The sequence below is a fragment of the Microbacterium sp. CCNWLW41 genome, assembly GCF_037083505.1.
In genome coordinates this window covers 1-19887 of sequence record NZ_JBAOJP010000016.1, presented here as the reverse complement: position 1 = coordinate 19887, position 19887 = coordinate 1, and the positions used below count along the sequence as shown (strand labels likewise).

Here is a 19887-nt window from a genome sequence, read left to right as displayed (position 1 = left end):
GTTCGTGGCGAAGAACACCGGGAACGTGACGCTGACGGATGTGTCGATCGCGGAGGGCGCCTTCTCCGGTGCGGGTGACTTGTCGGCGATCGAGTGCCCGGCGAACCGGACGCTGGCGCCGGGTGCGGAACTGACGTGCACGGCGACGTATGTGGTGCAGCAGGCGGATGTGGATGCGGGGTCGGTGACGAACGCGGCGACCGCGACCGGCAATCCGCCGACCGGGGATCCGGTGACGTCCGGCCCGTCCGAGGTGACCATCAGCGGCACCCAGAAGCCGGCCATCGAGATCGTGAAGTCCTCCGACACGACCGAACTGGTGGCGGGCGAGACGGTGACCTTCTCCTTCGTGGTGACGAACACCGGCAACGTGACGCTGACCGACGTCGCCGTGAACGAAGGCGACTTCACGGGTGCGGGAGACCTGTCGGCGATCGAGTGCCCGGCGGAGCGGACGCTGGCGCCCGGCGCTCAGCTCGTCTGCACCGCCGCGTACACGGTGCAGCAGGCGGACGTCGACGCGGGCACCGTCCGCAACAGCGCGACGGCGACCGGGACCCCGCCCACGGGCGACCCGATCGAGTCCGAGCCGTCCGAGGTGACGACCCCCTCCGTCCCCGACCCGAGCGTGTCCATCGTGAAGACGGCCGACAAGACCGAGCTCGTCGCCGGGGAGACGGTGACGTACTCCTTCCGCGTGACCAACACCGGCAACGTGACGCTGACCGATGCCGCGGTCGTGGAGGGCACGTTCACGGGCGCGGGCGCGCTGTCCGCGATCGAGTGCCCCGCCGACCGGACCCTGGCGCCGGCGGAGTTCATGGACTGCACGGCGACCTACGTGGTGCAGCAGGCGGACGTGGACGCGGGGTCGGTGAAGAACTCGGCGACCGCGACCGGAAACCCGCCGACCGGGGATCCCGTGGCCTCCGATCCGTCGACCGTGACGATCACCGCGGACCAGGATCCCGCCATCGGGATCGTGAAGTCGGCGGACAAGACGAACCTCGTGGCGGGGGAGACGGTGACGTACACGTTCACCGTGACCAACACCGGCAACGTGACGCTGTCTGACGTGGCGGTGGCCGAGGGCGCCTTCTCCGGCGCGGGTCGGCTCTCGGCTCTCGACTGCCCGGCGGACCGGACCCTGGCCCCCGGCGCGCAGCTCGTCTGCACGGCGACGTACACGGTGCAGCAGGCGGATGTGGATGCCGGGTCGGTGACGAATGACGCGACCGCGACCGGTAACCCGCCCACCGGGGACCCCGTGACCTCCGAGCCCTCGGAGGTGACGATCACGGCGGACCAGACCCCGGGGCTCGCGCTGGTGAAGACGGCGGACAAGGCGACCCTCGTCGTTGGCGAGACGGTGACGTACACGTTCACGGTGACGAACACGGGCAACGTGACGCTGTCCGACGCGGCGGTGTCCGAGGGCGCCTTCTCCGGCGCGGGTCAGCTCTCCGCCGTCGACTGCCCGGCGGACCGGACGCTCGCGCCGGGCGCGCAGCTCGTCTGCACGGCGACGTACACGGTGCAGCAGGCGGATGTGGACGCCGGGTCGGTGACGAACGACGCGACCGCGACCGGGAACCCGCCGCAGGGCGACCCGATCACGTCGCCGCCGTCCGAGGTGACGATCACGGCGGACCAGACCCCGGGGATCGCGCTGGTGAAGACGGCGGACAAGACGAACCTCGTGGCGGGGGAGACGGTGACGTACACGTTCACCGTGACCAACACCGGCAACGTGACGCTCTCGGGCGTGGCGGTGGCCGAGGGCGCCTTCTCCGGCGCCGGTCAGCTCTCCGCCCTCGACTGCCCGGTCGACCGCACGATCGCTCCCGGTGCGGACCTGGTCTGCACGGCCACGTACACGGTGCAGCAGGCGGATGTGGACGCCGGGTCGGTGACGAACGACGCGACCGCGACGGGGAACCCGCCGCAGGGCGAGCCGGTCACGTCGCCGCCGTCGGAGGTCACCATCACGGGGACGCAGTCCCCGGGGATCACCATCGTGAAGTCCGCGGACAAGGACGAGCTCGTCCTCGGCGAGACCATCACCTACTCCTTCGTGGTGACGAACACCGGGAACGTGACCCTCACGGACGTGGCCGTCGACGAAGGCGCGTTCACCGGGGCGGGCACCCTGTCCGCGATCGAGTGCCCGGCGGATCGGACCCTCGTTCCCGGTGCGCAGCTGATCTGCACGGCGACGTACACGGTGCAGCAGGCGGACGTGGACGCCGGGACGGTCGCGAACGACGCGACCGCCACGGGCACCCCGCCGAACGGAGAGCCGATCACCTCGGAGCCGTCCGGGACGACCACCCCGTCGGTCCCGAACCCGGCCATCGCGTTCGTCAAGTCCGCGGACAAGACGGACCTGGTCGTGGGCGAGACCGTGACCTACACGTTCACGGCGACCAACATCGGCAACGTCACGCTGACGGACGTCGCGATCGCCGAGGGCGAGTTCTCCGGGGCGGGTGACCTGTCGGCGCTGGAGTGCCCGGCGGATCGGACGCTGATCCCGGGGCAGCAGCTCGTCTGCACGGCGACGTACACGGTGCAGCAGGCGGACGTGGACGCCGGGTCGGTGACCAACACCGCCACCGCGTCGGGGAACCCCCCGACCGGCGGTCCCGTGACCTCCGAGCCGTCGACGGTCGTCATCGAGGGGACTCCGTCCCCGGCCCTCGCTCTGGTCAAGTCCTCGGACACGTCGGAGCTGGCCGTGGGCGCGACCGTGACCTTCTCCTTCGTCGCGACCAACACGGGCAACACGACCCTGACCGACGTGACGGTCGTGGAGGGCGAGTTCACCGGCGCGGGCGAGCTGTCCGCGCTGTCCTGCCCCGCCGACCGCACGCTCGCCCCCGGCGAGCAGCTCGTCTGCACGGCCACCTACGTGGTGCAGCAGGCGGATGTGGACGCGGGCACCCTGCGGAACACGGCCACCGCGACCGGCACCCCGCCCTCGGGCGAGCCGATCGAATCGGACCCGTCGGAGGTGACGACCCCGTCGACGCCGAAGCCGGCGCTGTCGCTCGTGAAGACGGCGGATAAGAGCACCGTCGCCGCGGGCGACACCGTGACGTACACGTTCCGCGTCACCAACGTGGGCACCGTCACGCTCCGTGGGGTGGCGGTCGTCGAGGGCGCCTTCTCGGGCGCGGGCGAGCTGTCCGCGCTCGACTGCCCGGCCGACCGGACCCTCGCGCCGAGCGAGTTCCTGGACTGCACCGCGACGTACGTCGTACAGCAGGCCGACGTGGACGCCGGATCCATCACCAACGACGCCACGGCGACCGGCAATCCCCCGCAGGGCGAGCCGATCGTGTCGGATCCCTCGGCGGTGACCGTGACGGCGGAGCGGACGCCGGGGATCTCGATCGTGAAGTCCGCGGACAAGACGCAACTGGTCGTCGGCGAGACGATCACGTACTCGTTCGTGGTGACCAACACCGGCACCGTGACCCTGACCGACGTCGGCGTGACGGAGGGCGACTTCACGGGCGCGGGCGAGCTGTCGGCCGTCGAGTGCCCGGCCGATCGCACGCTGGCCCCGGGGGCCCAGCTGATCTGCACGGCGACGTACACGGTGCAGCAGGCGGACGTGGACGCCGGGTCCGTGACCAACACGGCGACCGCGACGGGCACGCCGCCGGGCGGCGAGCCGATCGAGTCCGAGCCGTCCACCACCACGACCGGCGCGGATCCCGCTCCGTCGCTGTCGATCGTGAAGACGGCGGACACCGCCGTGCTCGTGGCCGGGGAGAGCGTGACCTACACGTTCACCGTCACGAACACCGGCAACGTCACGCTCGCGGACGTCACCGTCCTCGAGGGCGAGTTCTCCGGGGCGGGCGACCTGTCGGCGCTGGAGTGCCCGGCGGATCGCACGCTGATCCCGGGGCAGCAGCTCGTCTGCACGGCGACGTACACGGTGCAGCAGGCGGACGTGGACGCCGGGTCCGTGACCAACACCGCCACCGCGACGGGCACGCCGCCCGGAGGGGGCGAGGTAGGGACGGATCCGTCCACGGTCGTGATCGAGACCACGCCCGCTCCCGCCCTCACCGTCGTGAAGACGGCGGACAAGTCCGCTGCGCGCGTGGGCGAGACCATCACGTACACGTTCACGGTCACCAACACCGGCAACGTGACGATCACGGACGTGACCGTCGTCGAGGGCGAGTTCAACGGATCCGGTCCGCTCTCGACCCCGGTCTGCGAGGACGGCGCACGTCGTCTCGCCCCCGGGGAGAGCGTGGTGTGCACGGCCACCTACGTGGTCCAGCAGGCCGACGAGAAGAAGGGCGACCTCGTCAACACCGCGACGGCGACCGGGAAGACGCCGGCGGGCGGGATCGAGTCGCCGCCCTCCTCGACGACGACCCGACTGCTCGTGGTCGACCTCCCGCCGACCGGCGGGGAGATCGCGATGGGCGCGATCGGCGCCTCGGCCGTGCTGGTGCTCGTCGGCGTCGCCCTCGTGGTGATCGCGCGTCGCCGACGCGGTGAGCGCACGACGCTCTGACGGGGAGGCGCCGGAGTGGACTTCCCGCTCCGGCGCCGTCCGCGGCGTGATCGGGCGGTCCTCGGACGGGGCGTCAAGCACGGCGTCGCGACCGCGTCGCGCCACCATCGGCTGACATCATGGGCGGTGGCGCGTCGTCGCCGGGAGGGAAGGGGCCGATGAGCCGTTCACCGCGTCTGAACCGCGTCGCCCGGGGCGATCACCGTCTGCTGTCCCGGGCGGCGGGGATGCCCGCGCCGACGCACCCGGACGTCACCGTGGTGCCGGACATCGCGGTGCCCGCGGCCGACGGCGTGACGTTGCGGACCGACCACTGGTCGGCGCCCGGGGCCGGAGACGCGACCCTGCTCGTGCGGACCCCCTACGGGCGCGCCGACATCGCCGGCATGGCGCTGTTCTTCGCCGAGCGAGGCCACCACGTCGTCGTGCAGAGCTGCCGGGGCACGTTCGGCTCGGGCGGACGCTTCGATCCGCTGCACGACGAGGCCGCGGACGGGGCCGCGACGATGTCCTGGCTGCGTGCCCAGCCATGGGCGACGGGACCCGTGCACTCCTGGGGCGGGAGCTACTTCGGGGTGACCCAGTGGGCCATGGTCGACGGCGGCGCGGGACCGGACGCCCTCGGGATCGCCGTGTCCGCCCGACGCTTCGACGAGGCCATCCTGTACCGCGGGGGCGGGTTCTCCATCGAGACGCTCCTCGCCTGGTGCATCGCCCTCGACCTCCAGGAGCGGCCGCTGCTGTCGAAGATCGGGAGGATGCTGCGCGCCCGCGACCGGGTGCACCGCGCGTCGTTCACCGTCCCGCCGACGGAGGCCGCCGTCCGTGCCCATGCCGGCGATCCCGCGTTCTTCCGGGACTGGCTCGCGCACAGTGCTCCCGGCGATCCGTGGTGGGAGCCGCTGCACTTCGCCGAGGAGCTGTCCTCGATCCCGCCGACCGTGCTGCTGGCCGGGTGGCAGGATCTCTTCCTGGAAGGGCAGCTCGACGACTACGCCGCGCTTCGCGACGCCGGGACCACCGTGCGGCTCGTCGTGGGCGACTGGACCCATGGCGCACCGGGCACGCTCGTCCTGGGTGCCCGCGAGGCGTTGCGGGGCTTCTCCGATCCGCGGGGCGGAGCCGCGGTGCAGGTGGAGGTCACGGGGGGCGGGGGCTGGCGCGAGCCCGCGTCCTGGCCGCCGCCGAGCACCCCGGAGACGTGGCAGGCCACGGCGGACGGGGCACTGGTCCGGGACGACGACGGCGCGGTGGCGCCGGGAACGCTCTCCTACCGCTACGACCCGGACGACCCGACCCCGAGCGCGGGCGGCCGGACCCTGAACCCCTTCACGGCCGGGCGACGCGACCAGCGCCGACGCGAGGCCCGCGACGACGTGCTGGTCTTCACCGGCGAGGAGCTCGCCGACGAGGTGCTGGTGGCCGGGTCCCCGGAAGTCGAGCTCACGCTCTCCTCGACCAATCCGCGCGTGGACGTGTTCGTGCGCCTGTGCGAGGTGGACGAGCGCGACCGCTCCACGATGATCACCGATTCCTACCGGCGCCTCACGCCGGACGCGGCGGCGGGGGAGGAGCGGCGGGTCCGGCTCGTGCTCGCCCCGATCGCGCATCGTTTCGCCCCCGGCCGGCGGCTGCGACTGCAGGTGTCCTCCGGGGCCCATCCCCTGCACCTGCGCAACCCCGGCACCGAGGACCCTGTCCGGGACTTCTCGCGTCTGGTCCCGAGCGCGCAGACCGTACGGCTGGGAGGGGTCGACCCGCTGCGGCTGGTCCTCCCGCGGACCACGGACGACGCCCTCGGCGCGTTCTCCCCGGCGGCCTAGACTGGCCCGGATGAGCACGCCCGACCCCGCGGCGACGCCCCGCGGCCCGCTGTGGCGACGCCTCCTGTCCCGCCCCCTGGTCTGGGCGGCGCTGTGCGTGGTCGTGGCGGTGGCGCTGCACGGGGGAGGCGGGGACGCGGAGTTCCCGGTCTTCCTGCTCGCCATCGTCGCCGGATGGCTGTGGGGGTTCGCGTTCGTGAACGCGACGGACCGGATCGCCCCGGAGCCGCGCGGCCTCCTGGTGCACGTGGCGGGGGCTGTCGTCGTGGGGGCGGCCGGGCTCCTCCTGGTCTCGGGCGGCTCGGAGCGCCTCGCGGACCTGTCCGACCGCGTCTACGGCGCGGTCCTGATCCTCGTTCTCGGGGTGCCGCCCGCGGCGGCCTGGATCCTCATCACGCTCTTCGCGCGGGTGATGGCGCTGGTCGGCGCACGGGTGAAGGCGGCAGTGGGGACGCGTCCGGTGCCCCCGGCGCCGTCCTGGGAGGGGGACGGGGAGGGCGCGGTGGTGCGGTTCACCGCCGTCCGGCTGCGCATCCGCACCCTGGCGCTGGCGATCGTCGGCGTGGTGCTCGTCCTCGGTGCGGGGTGCGTTGCGCTGCTGATCGCGCTCGACGACGTCGTCGTGAGGATGGGGCCGCGCCTGTCGATCGTGCTCGCAGGGCTCGTGCTGGGGCTCCCGGCCTATCTCCTGCTGGCCGCGTCGATCCGGCGACGGAGCATCCCGTGCTCGGTGCGGTTCGTCCGCGATCGGCTTCAGGTCCGGGCCGGCGCCGAGACGGCGGAGCTCCGGCTGTCCGAGATCGAGCTGCTGCGTTGGCGCACGGAGACCGAGTACGCCCGGGTCGAGGTGCGCGGCGCGGGCGTGGACCTGTCGCTCGTCGTGGGGATGGCCCGGCCGCCGGAGGGCGGGGCGCCGCGGCTCCCGGCGCTTTCGCCGCGGGTGATGGACCTGCTGGCGTCGGCGGGACTGAGGCAGGAGGGCGGCGGACGGGGCGTGGTGACGTTCCGCCGGGCCTCGACGGCACCGGCTCTCTCGGGATAGATCCTTATATCTCAAAAAATATAAGCGAATCGCTTATATTCCTCCCGTCATCGGGTAGCATCGGGGCATGCCGATCGCCGTCATCGCCGACATCGTCGGGTCGCGACGCCTGCCGGACCGCTCGGAGGCGCAGCGAACCCTCGATCGCGTCATCGCCCGGGCCGAGCAGGATCTGCCCCTGGCCGCATCGCCGCTGCGCGCCACGGTGGGGGACGAGCTGCAGGCCCGCTATGAGGAGCTGCCGGCGGCTCTCGCCTCGCTCCTTCTCGTCCAGACGGCGCTGCCCGACGGCCTGGAGCTGCGCTTCGGCATCGGCGTCGGCGAGATCCGCACGGTCGAGGCCGAGGGGACGGACCTGCAGGACGGACCCGCCTGGTGGGCGGCGCGCACCGCGATCGAGACCGTGCACGCGCGCCAACAGCGCGCCGTGCCGACGACGCGGACCTGGATCGTCGGTGCCCCGGAGGAGGATGACGCCATGCACACGCTCATCGACGTCGCGAACGCGTACCTGCTGGCCAGGGACGAGCTCGTGATGGGCATGGGCGAGCGCGAGCGTCGGCTCGTCCACGGGCGATGCCTGGGGCGGACGCAGAAGCAGCTCGCCGAGGCCGAGGGGATCAGCCAGTCCGCGGTCTCCCAGGCGCTGGCGGGCGCGGGATCCGCCGCGCTCGTCGCGGGCTTCCAGACCCTCCGCGGAAGGATCGGCGCATGATCCTCGCCGGCTTCGCCCTCCTCGCCATCGGCCTCGCCGACGTGCTGCGCCGCTTCGTCCCCACCCGAGCGCGGTGGTTCGCCATCGCGGTCGCCGGGCTGGCCGTGCTCATCCTTGCCGCCATCGCGAACGCCGCCTGGTTCGGCCTGCTCGCCCTGGCGCTGGGGGCCCTGTGGCTCTGGGCGATGCCGTCGGCGGGCCGCGCCCCGCTCGCATTCTGGCCCGCGGTCCTGCTCGCGGTGCTGTGCGCGGCGGGGGTGGCGTTCGGTCCCGCCCGCGAGGACGCCGGCGTGTTCGGTGACGGCTGGGTCGTTCCCGCGCTCGGTGGAGCGGTGCCGTTCGACCTCGTGGTGCTCGCCGTCGGCGTGTTCGCGGTCATGCTCGAGACCGGGAACGTCGTCGTCCGCGCGGCGCTGGAGAGCGAGCACGCGATCCTCCCGGCGGATGCGGATGCGGATGCGGATGCGGATGCGGATGCGGATGCGGACGCGAGGGCGGGTGCGGACGAGGGTGCGGGCGCGAGGGCGGGTGCGGATGCCCCGGCGCCGGTGCGCGAGGAGGGCTTCCGCGGCGGGCGCCTGATCGGGCCGCTGGAACGGGTGATCGTGCTCCTGCTCACTCTCGCCGCGGCGTATCCGCTCCTCGCGGCGATGCTGGCCGCCAAGGGCATCGTGCGCTTCCCGGAGATCTCCCGCGACGGGCACAGCGGCGCCCGGGCGGAGTACTTCCTCGTCGGGAGCCTGGTGAGCTGGGTCGTCGCCCTCGGCGGTGCCTTCCTGCTCTGGTGGGCCTCCGCCTGAGCCGGGCGCTGCATCCCGGCAATGCCGAAACCCCCTCTGCCCGCCGAGACCCCCTCCCACACACGTATCGACGAGGGGGTACGGGCGGGGAAGGGGGTTTCGGGGGCCGCACCGCCGCGCGGGAGCCGACCGGCCCGCTGGTAGCCTGAACGGCGTGTCGAATTCTGAACTGACGACCGCGACACCGGCCAACGACCCCTCGTTCGAGAACGTGTGGGACGAGCTGGTCTGGCGCGGCCTCGTCCACGTGTCCACGGATCCGGAGGCGCTGCGCGCCCTTCTCGCCGGGCCTGCGATCACGTATTACTGCGGGTTCGACCCCACCGCACCGAGCCTGCACCTGGGGAACCTGGTGCAGCTGCTCACCATGCGCCGCCTCCAGCTCGCCGGCCACCGGCCGCTGGGTCTCGTGGGCGGGTCCACCGGGCTCATCGGAGACCCGCGGCCGACCGCCGAGCGCACGCTGAACACCCGCGAGACCGTGGGTGAGTGGGTGGCGCGTCTGCGTGCGCAGATCGAACGCTTCCTCAGCTTCGAGGGCGACAGTGCGGCCCGCATCGTGAACAACCTGGACTGGACCGCGCCGATGAGCGCGATCGACTTCCTCCGGGAGATCGGCAAGCACTACCGGGTCGGCACGATGCTGAAGAAGGATGCGGTCGCGGCGCGGCTGAACTCCGACGCCGGCATCAGTTACACCGAGTTCAGCTACCAGATCCTGCAGGGAATGGACTACCTGGAGCTGTACCGCCAGTACGGCTGCGTGCTGCAGACGGGCGGATCCGATCAGTGGGGCAACCTCACCAGCGGGACGGATCTGATCCACCGCGTCGAGGGCACGTCGGTGCACGCGATCGGGACGCCCCTGATCACGAACAGCGACGGCACGAAGTTCGGCAAGAGCGAGGGCAACGCGATCTGGCTGGATGCCGAGATGTGCAGCCCGTACCGCATGTACCAGTTCTGGCTGGGCACGGCGGACGCGGACGTGATCGACCGGCTGAAGGTGTTCACGTTCCTGACGCGTGCGGAGATCGAGGAGTACGAGGCGCTGGTCGAGGCGGAGCCGTTCCGCCGCGCCGCGCAGAAGCGCCTCGCCCTGGAGGTCTGCGCCACCGTGCACGGGACCGAGGCGACGGCCGCCGTGATCGCGGCGTCCGAGGCGCTGTTCGGCCAGGGCGACCTGTCGACGCTGGACGCCGCGACCCTGCGGTCGGCGCTCGACGAGCTTCCGAACGCGGAGGTCGCGGCGGGATCGACGGTCGTGGAGGCGCTCGTCGCGACCGGCCTCGTCGCCAGCGTCTCCGAGGCGCGCCGGGCGATCGGCCAGGGCGGCGTCTCCCTCGACGGCGTCCGGGTGGAGGACGAGGCGGCGACGGTGCAGGGCAGCCTGCCCGGCGGCGTGTCTGTGCTCCGCCGCGGCAAGAAGACGCTCGCCGGGCTCTTCGTCGGAGCCTGATCCCGCACCGAGACCCCCTCTCCCCGCCGAGACCCCCTCGGAAACACGCGCGGGAGAGGGGGTCTCGGCGTTCCGAGGGGGTCTCGGTGCGTGCGCAGAGACGACGGGGGCGGCGCCGTTCACCGAGGGCGATCCGGTGCGGCGACCCGACCGGTGAACGCGGCGCGAACATATATCGACAACTGACGGCTCGCCCGGAAGTTGTATTCCTTTGTTCGCCAGACTGGGGCGCGACGGGCGCTCGCCCGTTCCCCGCTCTCGACCCACGGAGATCCCCATGTCGCCCTTCCGACGCCCCGTCTGCGCCGGTGCCGCCCTCGTCCTCGCCTCGGCCTTCGCCGTGGCCGTCCCGACCGTCGCCCAGGCAGCCGCCGACCCCGTCCTCCCCGACGGCACCCACAGCCGGAAGACGCTGGTGGTCGGGATCGACGGAGCGAGCTTCGACTTCCTCGCACCGGCCGGGATGCCGAACCTGACCGCGTTGCGGGAACAGGGCATGACCGCCACGAGCAACCTGTTCGCGAACCCGATGGCGCCGACCGTCTCCGGGGCCGGATGGTCGTCCATCGCCACCGGCGTGTGGCCGGACAAGCACAACGTGATCGACAACAGCTTCACGGATCCGCGATACGACCAGTACCCCGACTACCTCACACGGATCGAGGCGGCCGACCCCGCCGCCTCGACCGCGGTGGTCGGCACCTGGAGCCCGATCCCCGAGAAGGTGTTCGGCCCCGCGGTCGATCTGCGCGTCGCCGGCGGCGATGACGCGGGGACCACGGCCAAGGCCGTCGACCTGCTCCGCGCCGGGAACCCCGACAACATGTTCGTGCACCTGGACGAGGTCGACGGTGCCGGGCACTCGGTCGGCACGAACGGGCCCGCCTACGCGGAGGCCTTGCGGCGGGCCGACGGCCAGCTGGGCGAGATGCTCGAGGCGATCCGTCAGCGGGCGACCTACGCGGACGAGGAGTGGCTGATCGTCGTGACCGCCGACCACGGTCACAAGCCCACCGGAGGCCATGGCGGCAATACTGCGGCGGAGCGGAAGACCTTCGTCATCGCGGCAGGTCCCGGGATCCCCGCGGGCTCCGTCCGGCACGACGTCAAGATCGTCGACATCGCTCCCGAGGTCCTGCGGGCGAACGGGATCGAGACCGAGCCGGCGGCGGATCTGGACGGACGGGCCTTCGCCGATCAGGTCGTCGACCCCTTCGACGCCCTGCGACCGGCTCTTCGCCCGCAGGTCGACGAGACCCGTCCCGGTCCGGACACGCTCGGCTGGACCGACCAGGCCCCGGACGGGTGGAGCATCGACAACTCCCGCATGCCCGCGGGCGGGGTGACGGAGTGGCGAGGGTGGAGCTTCGCGACGGACGAGTTCTGGACCGCGGTCGAGGGCGGCCAGATGCGGGAGGCGAGCGTGCGCAACCGCGACGTGTTCGCCGTCGCGGACTCGGACGAGTGGGACGACAGGCCGCACGACGCCGGCCCCTTCGACTCGACGCTCGTCAGCCCGGCCTACCCGCTGACCGGAGCCCCGACCGCGACGCTGTCCTACGCGACCAACTACTTCATCGACGGCCCGCAGACCGCCGAGGTGCGGGTGAGCTTCGATGGCGGGCCGGAGCAGGCGCTCAAGGCCTACAAGATCGACACGAACCGCGTCGAGGCCCTCACCTTCGACGTTCCGGCGGGCGCTCAGGAGGCGCGGTTCTCGTTCCACTACACCGGCCAGAACAGCGCGTTCTGGACGATCGATCAGGTCCAGCTCCTCCAGGATGAGGCCCCCGAACCCCAGCTGCCCGCGACACCCCAGGACGTTCGCGCCCTCCCGGGCGACGGCTCGATCTCGGTGAGCTGGTCCGCGCCCGCGGACGCGACGGGGATCACCGGCTACACCGCCCGCGCCCTGCCGGCGGGCACCGACGGGGCGGTCGCGACTGCCGCGGCGCCGATGTCGTGCACGACGAACGAGGCTGCGTGCGTCATCACCGGGCTGCAGAACGGCACGCCCTACACGGTTTCCGTCGTGGCGCACTCGGCCGCCGGCGATTCCGAGCCCGCGACCGTGGGCCCCGTCACCCCCGTGGCCGATCCCGGCGGGGAGACCGGTGCCGCTGCCGATGCGGAGGGGTCCGCGGATGCCGGCGGGACCGCGGACGCGAGTGGGACGGCTTCCGCGAGTGGGACGGCTTCCGCCTCGGCCAGCGCGTCCTCGGACGCCGCCGCGGCGGGTACCGCGGACGCGGCCGGGACCGCGGACGCCGGCGGAACGGCCTCCGCCTCGGCCGGCGGGTCCTCCGACGCCGCCGCGAGCGGTTCGTCCGACGCCGGTGCGTCCGGGTCGGCCTCGGCCTCCTCCGACGCCGGCGGAACCGCGACCGCCGCCGCGACCGCCTCTGCGTCGGGTTCCGCCTCTGCGTCGGGTTCCGCCTCTGCGTCCGGTTCGGCTGCGGCGTCGGGTTCTGCTGCGGCGTCCGGTTCCGCTGCGGCCTCGGGTTCGGCCTCGGCCTCGGGGACGTCCGACACCGCCGCGTCGGCGTCAGCGTCCTCCGACGGCGGCGGAAGCTCGACCTCCGCGTCCGGCTCGACCTCGGGCACGGCGTCCGGTGGCGCCGCGGCGGGCGGGCCCGGGTCGGGTGACGGTCGCCCCGCCGCCCGTCCGGGCGACCTGGCGGTCACCGGCGCCGACTCGACGCCGTTCGTCGTCGGCGGAGTGCTCGCGCTCGTGCTCGGCGCCGGAGCGACCCTGGTCGCACGGATCCGGCGACGCGCCTCCTTCTGACCTCGTCCCCGACCTTCGAGACCCCCTCTCCCCGCCGAGACCCCCTCGGAAACACGCGCGGGAGAGGGGGTCTCGGCGCGCGGAGGGGGTTTCGGCGGACGAGGAGGGACTCGGCACGGGGCGTGGGGGACGGACGCACGCGCGACACGCCCGGCGGTTCCCGGGCGTGTCGCGCGATGCCTCCTCCCTCGAGAAGGCCGCGATTCCGCACTTGATCAGCCTCTTAGCACACGGCGTCCGCCGGGCAAGGGATCCAGGCGGCGTGGGTAGCGTCGTGGGCTCGTCCGGCCGAAGCAGGCCGACACCGATGAGGCCCAAGGAGCTGATCCCCGTTGCGCAACGACACCGCGCCCGCCCCGGAGAACCGACGCATGCGCGTCGACGACGTCCTGATCGTGAAGAGATCCCGGCTGCGGACCGCAATCTCCGGAACGGTCGTCGGCAACTTCATGGAGTGGTTCGACTTCGGCGTCTACGGCTACCTCGCCGTGACGCTAAGCGTCGTGTTCACGGCCGATCTCCCCGAGGGGCTCGGGCTGCTCGTGACCCTGCTCGGCTTCGCGGTCTCGTTCCTCGTCCGCCCGCTCGGCGGGCTCGTCCTCGGCCCCCTCGGCGACCGGATCGGACGCCAGCGGGTGCTGTTCCTCACGATGGCGATGATGGCTGCCGCCACCGCGCTGATCGGGATGCTGCCCACCTCGGCGGCCATCGGCCTGTGGGCGATCGTGCCGCTGTACCTGCTCAAGATGGTGCAGGGATTCTCGACCGGAGGCGAGTACGCCGGCGCCACCACGTACGTGTCCGAGTTCTCGCCGGATCGCTCTCGCGGGTACTGGTCGTCCTTCCTCGATGTCGGCTCGTACGTGGGCTTCGCCGCCGGTGCCACCGTGGTGGGTCTCACGACCTGGATCACGGAGGCGATCGCGGGCCCGGGGGCCATGCTCGAGTTCGGCTGGCGGATCCCGTTCCTCGTGGCCATCCCCCTGGGGGCCGTGGCGATCTGGTTCCGGCTCCGGATCCCGGAGACCCCGGCGTACGAGGCCGAGGAGGCCGCCGGCCTGACCGAGGCGGATCCCGAGGACCCGATGGCGCGGCACGGCGTCGTGGGCATCTTCCGGCACCACTGGCGCGAGATCCTCATCGCCATCGCGCTCGTGTCGGCGACGAACACGGCCGGATACGCCCTGACGAGCTACATGCCGACGTACCTGGAGACCGAGGTGGGCGTGTCCAACCTCATGGCCGCGCTGGCGACCGTGCCCGTGCTCATCCTGATGAGCGCGTTCCTCCCGCTCATCGGGCGTTTGTCGGATCGCATCGGGCGCAAGCCCGTGTACGCGATCGCCGTGGGATCGACGCTCGTGCTGATGCTCCCCGCGTTCGCCGTCATGCAGATCGGCGAGGAATGGGCGGTCATGCTCGCGCTCGCGATGGTCGCGGTGCCCGTGGCGTTCTACGTCGCGATCGCCGCGTCGGCGCTTCCGGCGCTCTTCCCGACGGCGTCGCGCTTCGGCGCGATGGCGATCGCGTACAACCTTGCGGTGTCGCTCTTCGGCGGAACGACCCCGCTGTTCAGCCAGGCACTGATCGAGCTGACGGGGAACGCCTACATGCCCGCGTTCTACATCATGTTCTTCGCCGCCGTCGGCGGGGTGGCGCTCCTCACGATGCGGGAGACCGCGAAGCGGCCGCTCATCGGATCCTGCCCCACGGTCGAGACCGTCTCCGAGGCGAAGGCGCTCGTCGAGGGACAGGACGACAACCCGTATCTCGACACGAGCACCATGCCGCTGGAGGTCGTCGGCACGCGGGGCTGACCGGGCCCGGCGGGCCGGGGATGGTTGACTCGTGTCATGCCCCGGTCCGCCCCCGCCCGCCCGCCGATGCCGCTGCGCCGGAGCATCGCCGCCGGGTACCGTCTCTCGTTCCGGGACCTCGGGCGCACGATCCTTCTCGTCGCGGTCACGCAGGGGGTCGTCGCACTGGTGGCCGCACCGCTCCTGGTGGGCCTGTTCGGCCTGGCCACGCGGGCCTCGGGGCTGACGGCGCTCACGACTACGACGATCGGCACGTTCCTGCGCAATCCGGCCGGGATCGCGCTCGCCGTCCTCTCGCTCGTCCTGGTCGTCGTCGCGCTGCTGCTGCAGGCGGCGCTGTACGCGGCCGTCGCCGTCCACCGCCTGGCCGCCGACGGACGCGCACCGGTCGCCGGCGAGGGCGGGGAGACCGCAGAAGGCGACCTCGCAGAGCGACACGATCGGTCCGCCGAGCGCGCGGGACTCCGCCTGGTGCGGCGGCGGGTGGCGGAGCTGCTGCGGCGACCGTCGTCGCTGCTGCTCGTCCCGTACCTGCTGCTCCTGGTGCCCCTCGGCCAGGCCGGGATCGGATCGGTGCTGACGCGCTGGGTCGCCGTGCCGGCCTTCGTCTCGGACGAGCTGCTGAAGGAGCCGCAGAACGCCGCGGCCTACCTGCTGATCCTCCTCGTGCTGTGGTGGCTGAACCTCCGACTGATCCTCACCGTGCCGATGCTCGTCCTCGAACCGATCGGCGTCGGCACCGCCCTCGCGCGCAGCTGGCGGCTCACCCGGTGGCGGAGCCTGCGGATGGCGGTCCTGCTGATCGCGGTCCTCGTCCCGATGGCGGTGGCGCTCGGGCTGATCGGACTGCTGACGGTCCTGCCCGTGGTCGTGACGGACGCGGTCGCCCCGGGGTCATCGCCGGTCGTCGCCGCCGTCGCCCTCGGGATCGCACAGGTCCTCGTGCTCCTTACGGTTGGCGTGTTCCTGATGGTCCAGGCGCAGACGCTCGTCACGGCGGCGCAGGCGGCGAGCCGAGCGCCTCTGCCGACGAGCGCCGCCCCGGCATGGCCTCGCGTGCGCCGCAGGATCGCCGCGACGGCGGTGGCCGCGGGGCTCGTGCTCGGCGCGGGCGGCGCCGGCGTCGCGGCGGGGGGAACGCTGGCGGAGCGCGCGGACGGCGCGACGCTCGTGCTCGCGCACCGGGGCTTCGTCGACGGCGGGGTGGAGAACACGATCCCGGCGCTCGAGGCGGCCCATCGCGCGGGAGCGGATCTCGTGGAGATGGACGTGCAGCAGACCGAGGACGGCGGGTGGGTGCTCATGCACGACGCGGATCTGCGGCGGCTGGCGGGGATCGACGGTTCCGTCGGCCGGATGACCACGGAGGAGGCGACCGCCGTCGTGGTGCGCGACGAGGCCGGGCATCGTGCGCGGATCCCCTCGCTGGAGGAGTACCTGAGGCGCGCCGACGAGCTCGACCAGGCGCTGCTCATCGAGGTGAAGCTGCACGGCGGCGAGTCCGCGGACTACGTGCGCGAGCTCCTGGAGCTGATCGACCGCGTCGACGACGCCCGCGATCACATCTACCACTCCCTGAGCGCGGACGCAGTCGCCCGGATCAAGGAGCTCCGCCCGGATCTCACGGTGGGGTTCATCGTGCCGCTGGCCTACGGCGGCGTGCCCGAGACCCCTGCGGACTTCCTCGTGCTCGAGCAGAGCGCCTACGACGCGTCCCGGCGGGACGCGGTGTGGGACCAGGGCAAGGGCGTCCTCGTCTGGACGGTGCAGGATCCGGCCGCCATGCGCGCGCTCTACCGGGACAACGTCGACGGGATCATCACCGACCATCCCGACACCGGTCTGACGGAGCGGACGGCCGTCGCGGGCGAGACGGGGATGGCGGATCGTCTCGGCGACGCCGTGGACCGTCTGCTGGCCACGCCCTGACCGCGTCCGCGGACGACGAGAGGATCCCCGATGCCCTTCACGCCGAGCCACGCCGTGGTCGCCCTGCCCTTCGTGCGCACGCCGCTGGTGCCCGCGGCGGTCGCGGTCGGAGCGATGGCGCCGGATCTGCCGCTCTTCCTGCGCGGTCCCGCCGCCGGCGTCGCGCCGGACTACGACACCACGCACGATCCGAGGATGCTCCCGCTCACCCTCGTCGTCGCCCTCGCACTGCTCCTGGTCTGGCGGCTGCTGCTGCGGCCGGCCGCACGGGCGCTCGCTCCGCGGAGCCTGGCCGAACGGCTGCCGGAGAGCTGGGACGCCGGGCTCCGGGCCTCCCTGCGCGAGACGTTCCCGTCGCTGCCCGGCACGCTGTGGCTGCTCGGCGCGCTCGCCCTCGGGATCGCGAGCCACATCCTGTGGGACGCCTTCACCCACGAGGGGCGCGCGGGCTCGGACTGGATCCCCGGGCTCGACGCGCGATGGGGACCGTTGGCCGGATACAAGTGGCTGCAGTACGGATCCGGCGCCTTCGGCCTCGTCGTCCTGGCGATCGCCGGAGTCGTGTGGCTGCGGCGCCGGCAGGCCCGGCCGGCTCCGATGCTCCTGCCGCTTCCGGTCCGCGCGCTCTGGTGGGCGTCGCTGCCGGTCGCGCTCGTGGTCGCGGGCGTCGTCGGCGTCGTGCGCTACGGCGTGCCCGGCGCCACGGGGACGGACGCCGCGCACACCGTGCCCTTCATCGCCTACCGCGTCCTGCCGCCCGGGTGCGCGATCTGGGCGGCGGCGACGCTCGTGCTGTGCCTCGTCGTCCTCCTCCGGCGCCGCTGATCACGACGCGGCAGGGGCCTCCCAGTCCGCGGGATCGGCGCCCCAGGGGCGCGGCGGCGCGAACGAGAGACCGCGGAGGACCGGCGCGGCGGTCACGAGGCGGTGGCCTCCGACGGTGAACTCCTGGGTGTGCCCGGGCTCATCCGGGGCGGGATCGCCGGGTTCGTCGCGCCGGGGCATCCCCAGGAGCTCGGCGGCCACTCGCCGGAGGGACGTGCGCACGACGGCGCCGCCGCCGTCGGCGTCGCGGTGCCGCACAGCCGCCGTGATCGCCGCCGCGAGGAGGTACCCGGCGCTGTGGTCCAGCGCCTGGGCGGGCAGGGCGCCGGGGGTGCCGGCCCCGTCGGCCTCCACCATCGCGATCCCGGACTCGGCCTGCACCAGGCTGTCGAACCCCGCACGTTCCGGAGCGTCCTCGCCCCACGCGCTGAGCTGGGCGACGATGAGGCGGGGATGCTCGGCGGTGAGCATCTCCGGGCTCAGTCCCCGCCGCGCCAGCGACGCCGGCCGGTAGCCCAGGACCACGACGTCGGCGCCGGCCACCAGCTCCCGCATCCGTGCGGAGGTCGCGTCCAGGACCGCCGAGCGCTTGCCGTGCCCGGTGTCGAGGTGCTGCCACGGCAGCTCGGGACGGTGCGGCGGGTCGATCCGCAGCACGTCCGCGCCGAGGAGCGCGAGGGTGCGGGTGCAGACGGGACCCGCGATCACGCGGGTGAGATCGAGCACGCGGACGCCGGCCAGGGGAGCGCCGGGACTCCGCGGGGAGGCAGAGGGCAGCACCGGCAACAGGTGCGCACGCGAGGACGCCACGAGCGGGGTCCGCCGCCAGGCGCGGTCGGCGGGGGGATCCTCCGGCCGCACCGGGACGAGAAGTCCGCCGCACGCGGAGACGGACGCCACGAGATCGTGTACCGACCGGCCACCGATCACGGCGCGCAGGCGCTCGAACTCCGCCGCCTCGTCCGCGGGATCGAGCCCGAGCGCGTCCTGCAGCGCCTCCGCATGGTGCGGATAGTTGCCGTGCGTCCGCACCCAGCCGTCCGCCGCCCGCCAGAACCCGGAGGAGGAGGACCAGGTTCGCGGCGCCTTGCCGTCGAGGCGCAGGGCGTGGTCGCTGCGGTAGGCGACCGCGATCCGGCGAGGGTCGGGGGCATGCTCCGCTGAGAGACCCGCTGCGAGCCGGACCGCCGTGACGCAGGCCCACGCGAGGTCGCCGACGGAGAGGCGGGAGGGGAGGGGGATCGGCCTTCCCGGGTCCGGTGCCTCGGCGACGGCGAGGGGATCCACCCCGATCTCGCGCACGACGCGATCCAGGAGACCCCGCGCGGCGTTCATGAGCGATCTCCGGGGCAGGTGGACGCAGGATGCGGGGCGGTGATCTCGCGCATGGCGCGATGCTACCGAGGCAGGCGGGGAGCGGCGACACGCCCGGCGGGCGGTGCGGATTTGCCGGGTGCAGGGGATCCGCGTAAGTTAATACCTGTTCGCCCCAAGCGGTAGAGCGGAAGGCCGGAAGGTCTGACTCCCCAAGCGGCGAACATCCACCACATCACTCCTCGAGGGTGAGCCGGACGTCCGCGTCCGGGCGGTGGTCGTCCGCCGGGACCGTCGATTTGACACACCGGCCGGGACGGATAAGCTAGTGAAGTTGCCCCGCGAGGGGCGCCGATCCAGCCTGATCCTCTCGGCGTGTCGATTTGACAGCCTCGATCAAGCGGATAAGATAGAGAAGTTGCCCTGAAGGGAAGGCCGCGAGGCCCGAACGCAGGAGCATCCGATCCTTGAGAACTCAACAGCGTGCACTTGTCAAATGCCAAATAACCTCGCCTCGGCTTCGGCTGGGGGAGATTCCTTTGGATCAAAATTGGTCAGCCCTTTGGGGTTGGCTGTGGATGAAGTCAGTTGATTTTGTCTTTTTGGTCAGTTTCAAACTCGCTGCGTCACCGTTTTCCCGGTGGGGTATGCATTTTTTCTTTACGGAGAGTTTGATCCTGGCTCAGGATGAACGCTGGCGGCGTGCTTAACACATGCAAGTCGAACGATGAAGCTGGGGCTTGCTCTGGTGGATTAGTGGCGAACGGGTGAGTAACACGTGAGCAACCTGCCCTGGACTCTGGGATAAGCGCTGGAAACGGCGTCTAATACT

The 19887-nt window shown here is 72.4% G+C and carries 11 protein-coding genes and 1 rRNA gene; 11 read left to right on the top strand and 1 reads right to left on the bottom strand.

Annotation, left to right across the window (positions count from 1 at the left end):
• Positions 1–4: 4 nt before the first annotated feature.
• The 10 genes from V6R91_RS34670 (at position 5) to V6R91_RS34625 (ending at position 17741) form a co-directional block, all read left to right on the top strand.
• Entirely contained in the window at positions 5–4543 is a 4539-nt protein-coding gene (locus V6R91_RS34670; protein WP_442928215.1) for a DUF7507 domain-containing protein, read from the top strand.
• 158 nt (positions 4544–4701) lie between these two features.
• Complete coding sequence (locus V6R91_RS34665; RefSeq protein WP_336399111.1) at positions 4702–6366, top strand: CocE/NonD family hydrolase; 1665 nt, start codon at positions 4702–4704, stop codon at positions 6364–6366.
• Between the two features lie 10 nt (positions 6367–6376).
• On the top strand, positions 6377–7408 hold the full coding sequence (locus tag V6R91_RS34660) for a hypothetical protein (RefSeq protein WP_336399110.1): 1032 nt from the start codon (positions 6377–6379) through the stop codon (positions 7406–7408).
• A 67-nt stretch (positions 7409–7475) separates the two neighbouring features.
• Entirely contained in the window at positions 7476–8123 is a 648-nt protein-coding gene (locus V6R91_RS34655) for a SatD family protein (RefSeq protein ID WP_219086188.1), read from the top strand.
• Positions 8120–8923 carry a hypothetical protein gene (locus V6R91_RS34650; RefSeq protein WP_336399109.1) on the top strand — a complete coding sequence of 268 codons (804 nt, stop codon included), beginning with the start codon at positions 8120–8122 and terminating at the stop codon, positions 8921–8923. The genes V6R91_RS34655 and V6R91_RS34650 overlap by 4 nt, the downstream gene beginning before the upstream one ends.
• Positions 8924–9077: 154 nt before the next feature.
• A complete protein-coding gene (gene tyrS, locus V6R91_RS34645) occupies positions 9078–10382 on the top strand; it encodes a tyrosine--tRNA ligase (RefSeq protein ID WP_336399108.1) in 1305 nt (434 codons plus the stop codon).
• Positions 10383–10659: 277 nt separating this feature from the next.
• Positions 10660–13170: an alkaline phosphatase family protein gene (locus V6R91_RS34640; protein ID WP_336399107.1), complete on the top strand. Its 2511-nt coding sequence runs from the start codon at positions 10660–10662 to the stop codon at positions 13168–13170.
• 371 nt (positions 13171–13541) lie between these two features.
• The gene (locus tag V6R91_RS34635; protein WP_336399106.1) at positions 13542–14987 is read left to right on the top strand and encodes an MFS transporter; all 1446 of its coding nucleotides are present in this window, start codon (positions 13542–13544) and stop codon (positions 14985–14987) included.
• Between the two features lie 36 nt (positions 14988–15023).
• Entirely contained in the window at positions 15024–16916 is a 1893-nt protein-coding gene (locus V6R91_RS34630; RefSeq protein WP_336399105.1) for a glycerophosphodiester phosphodiesterase, read from the top strand.
• A 30-nt stretch (positions 16917–16946) separates the two neighbouring features.
• Positions 16947–17741: a DUF4184 family protein gene (locus V6R91_RS34625; RefSeq protein WP_336399104.1), complete on the top strand. Its 795-nt coding sequence runs from the start codon at positions 16947–16949 to the stop codon at positions 17739–17741.
• Here V6R91_RS34625 and V6R91_RS34620 read toward each other — a convergent pair whose 3' ends face one another.
• The gene (locus V6R91_RS34620) at positions 17742–19076 is read right to left on the bottom strand and encodes a CoA transferase (protein WP_336399103.1); all 1335 of its coding nucleotides are present in this window, start codon (positions 19074–19076) and stop codon (positions 17742–17744) included. It abuts the gene before it with no gap.
• 638 nt (positions 19077–19714) lie between these two features.
• Between V6R91_RS34620 and V6R91_RS34615 the strand changes: the two genes are divergently transcribed.
• Positions 19715–19887, top strand: a 16S ribosomal RNA gene (locus V6R91_RS34615); the annotation flags it as partial.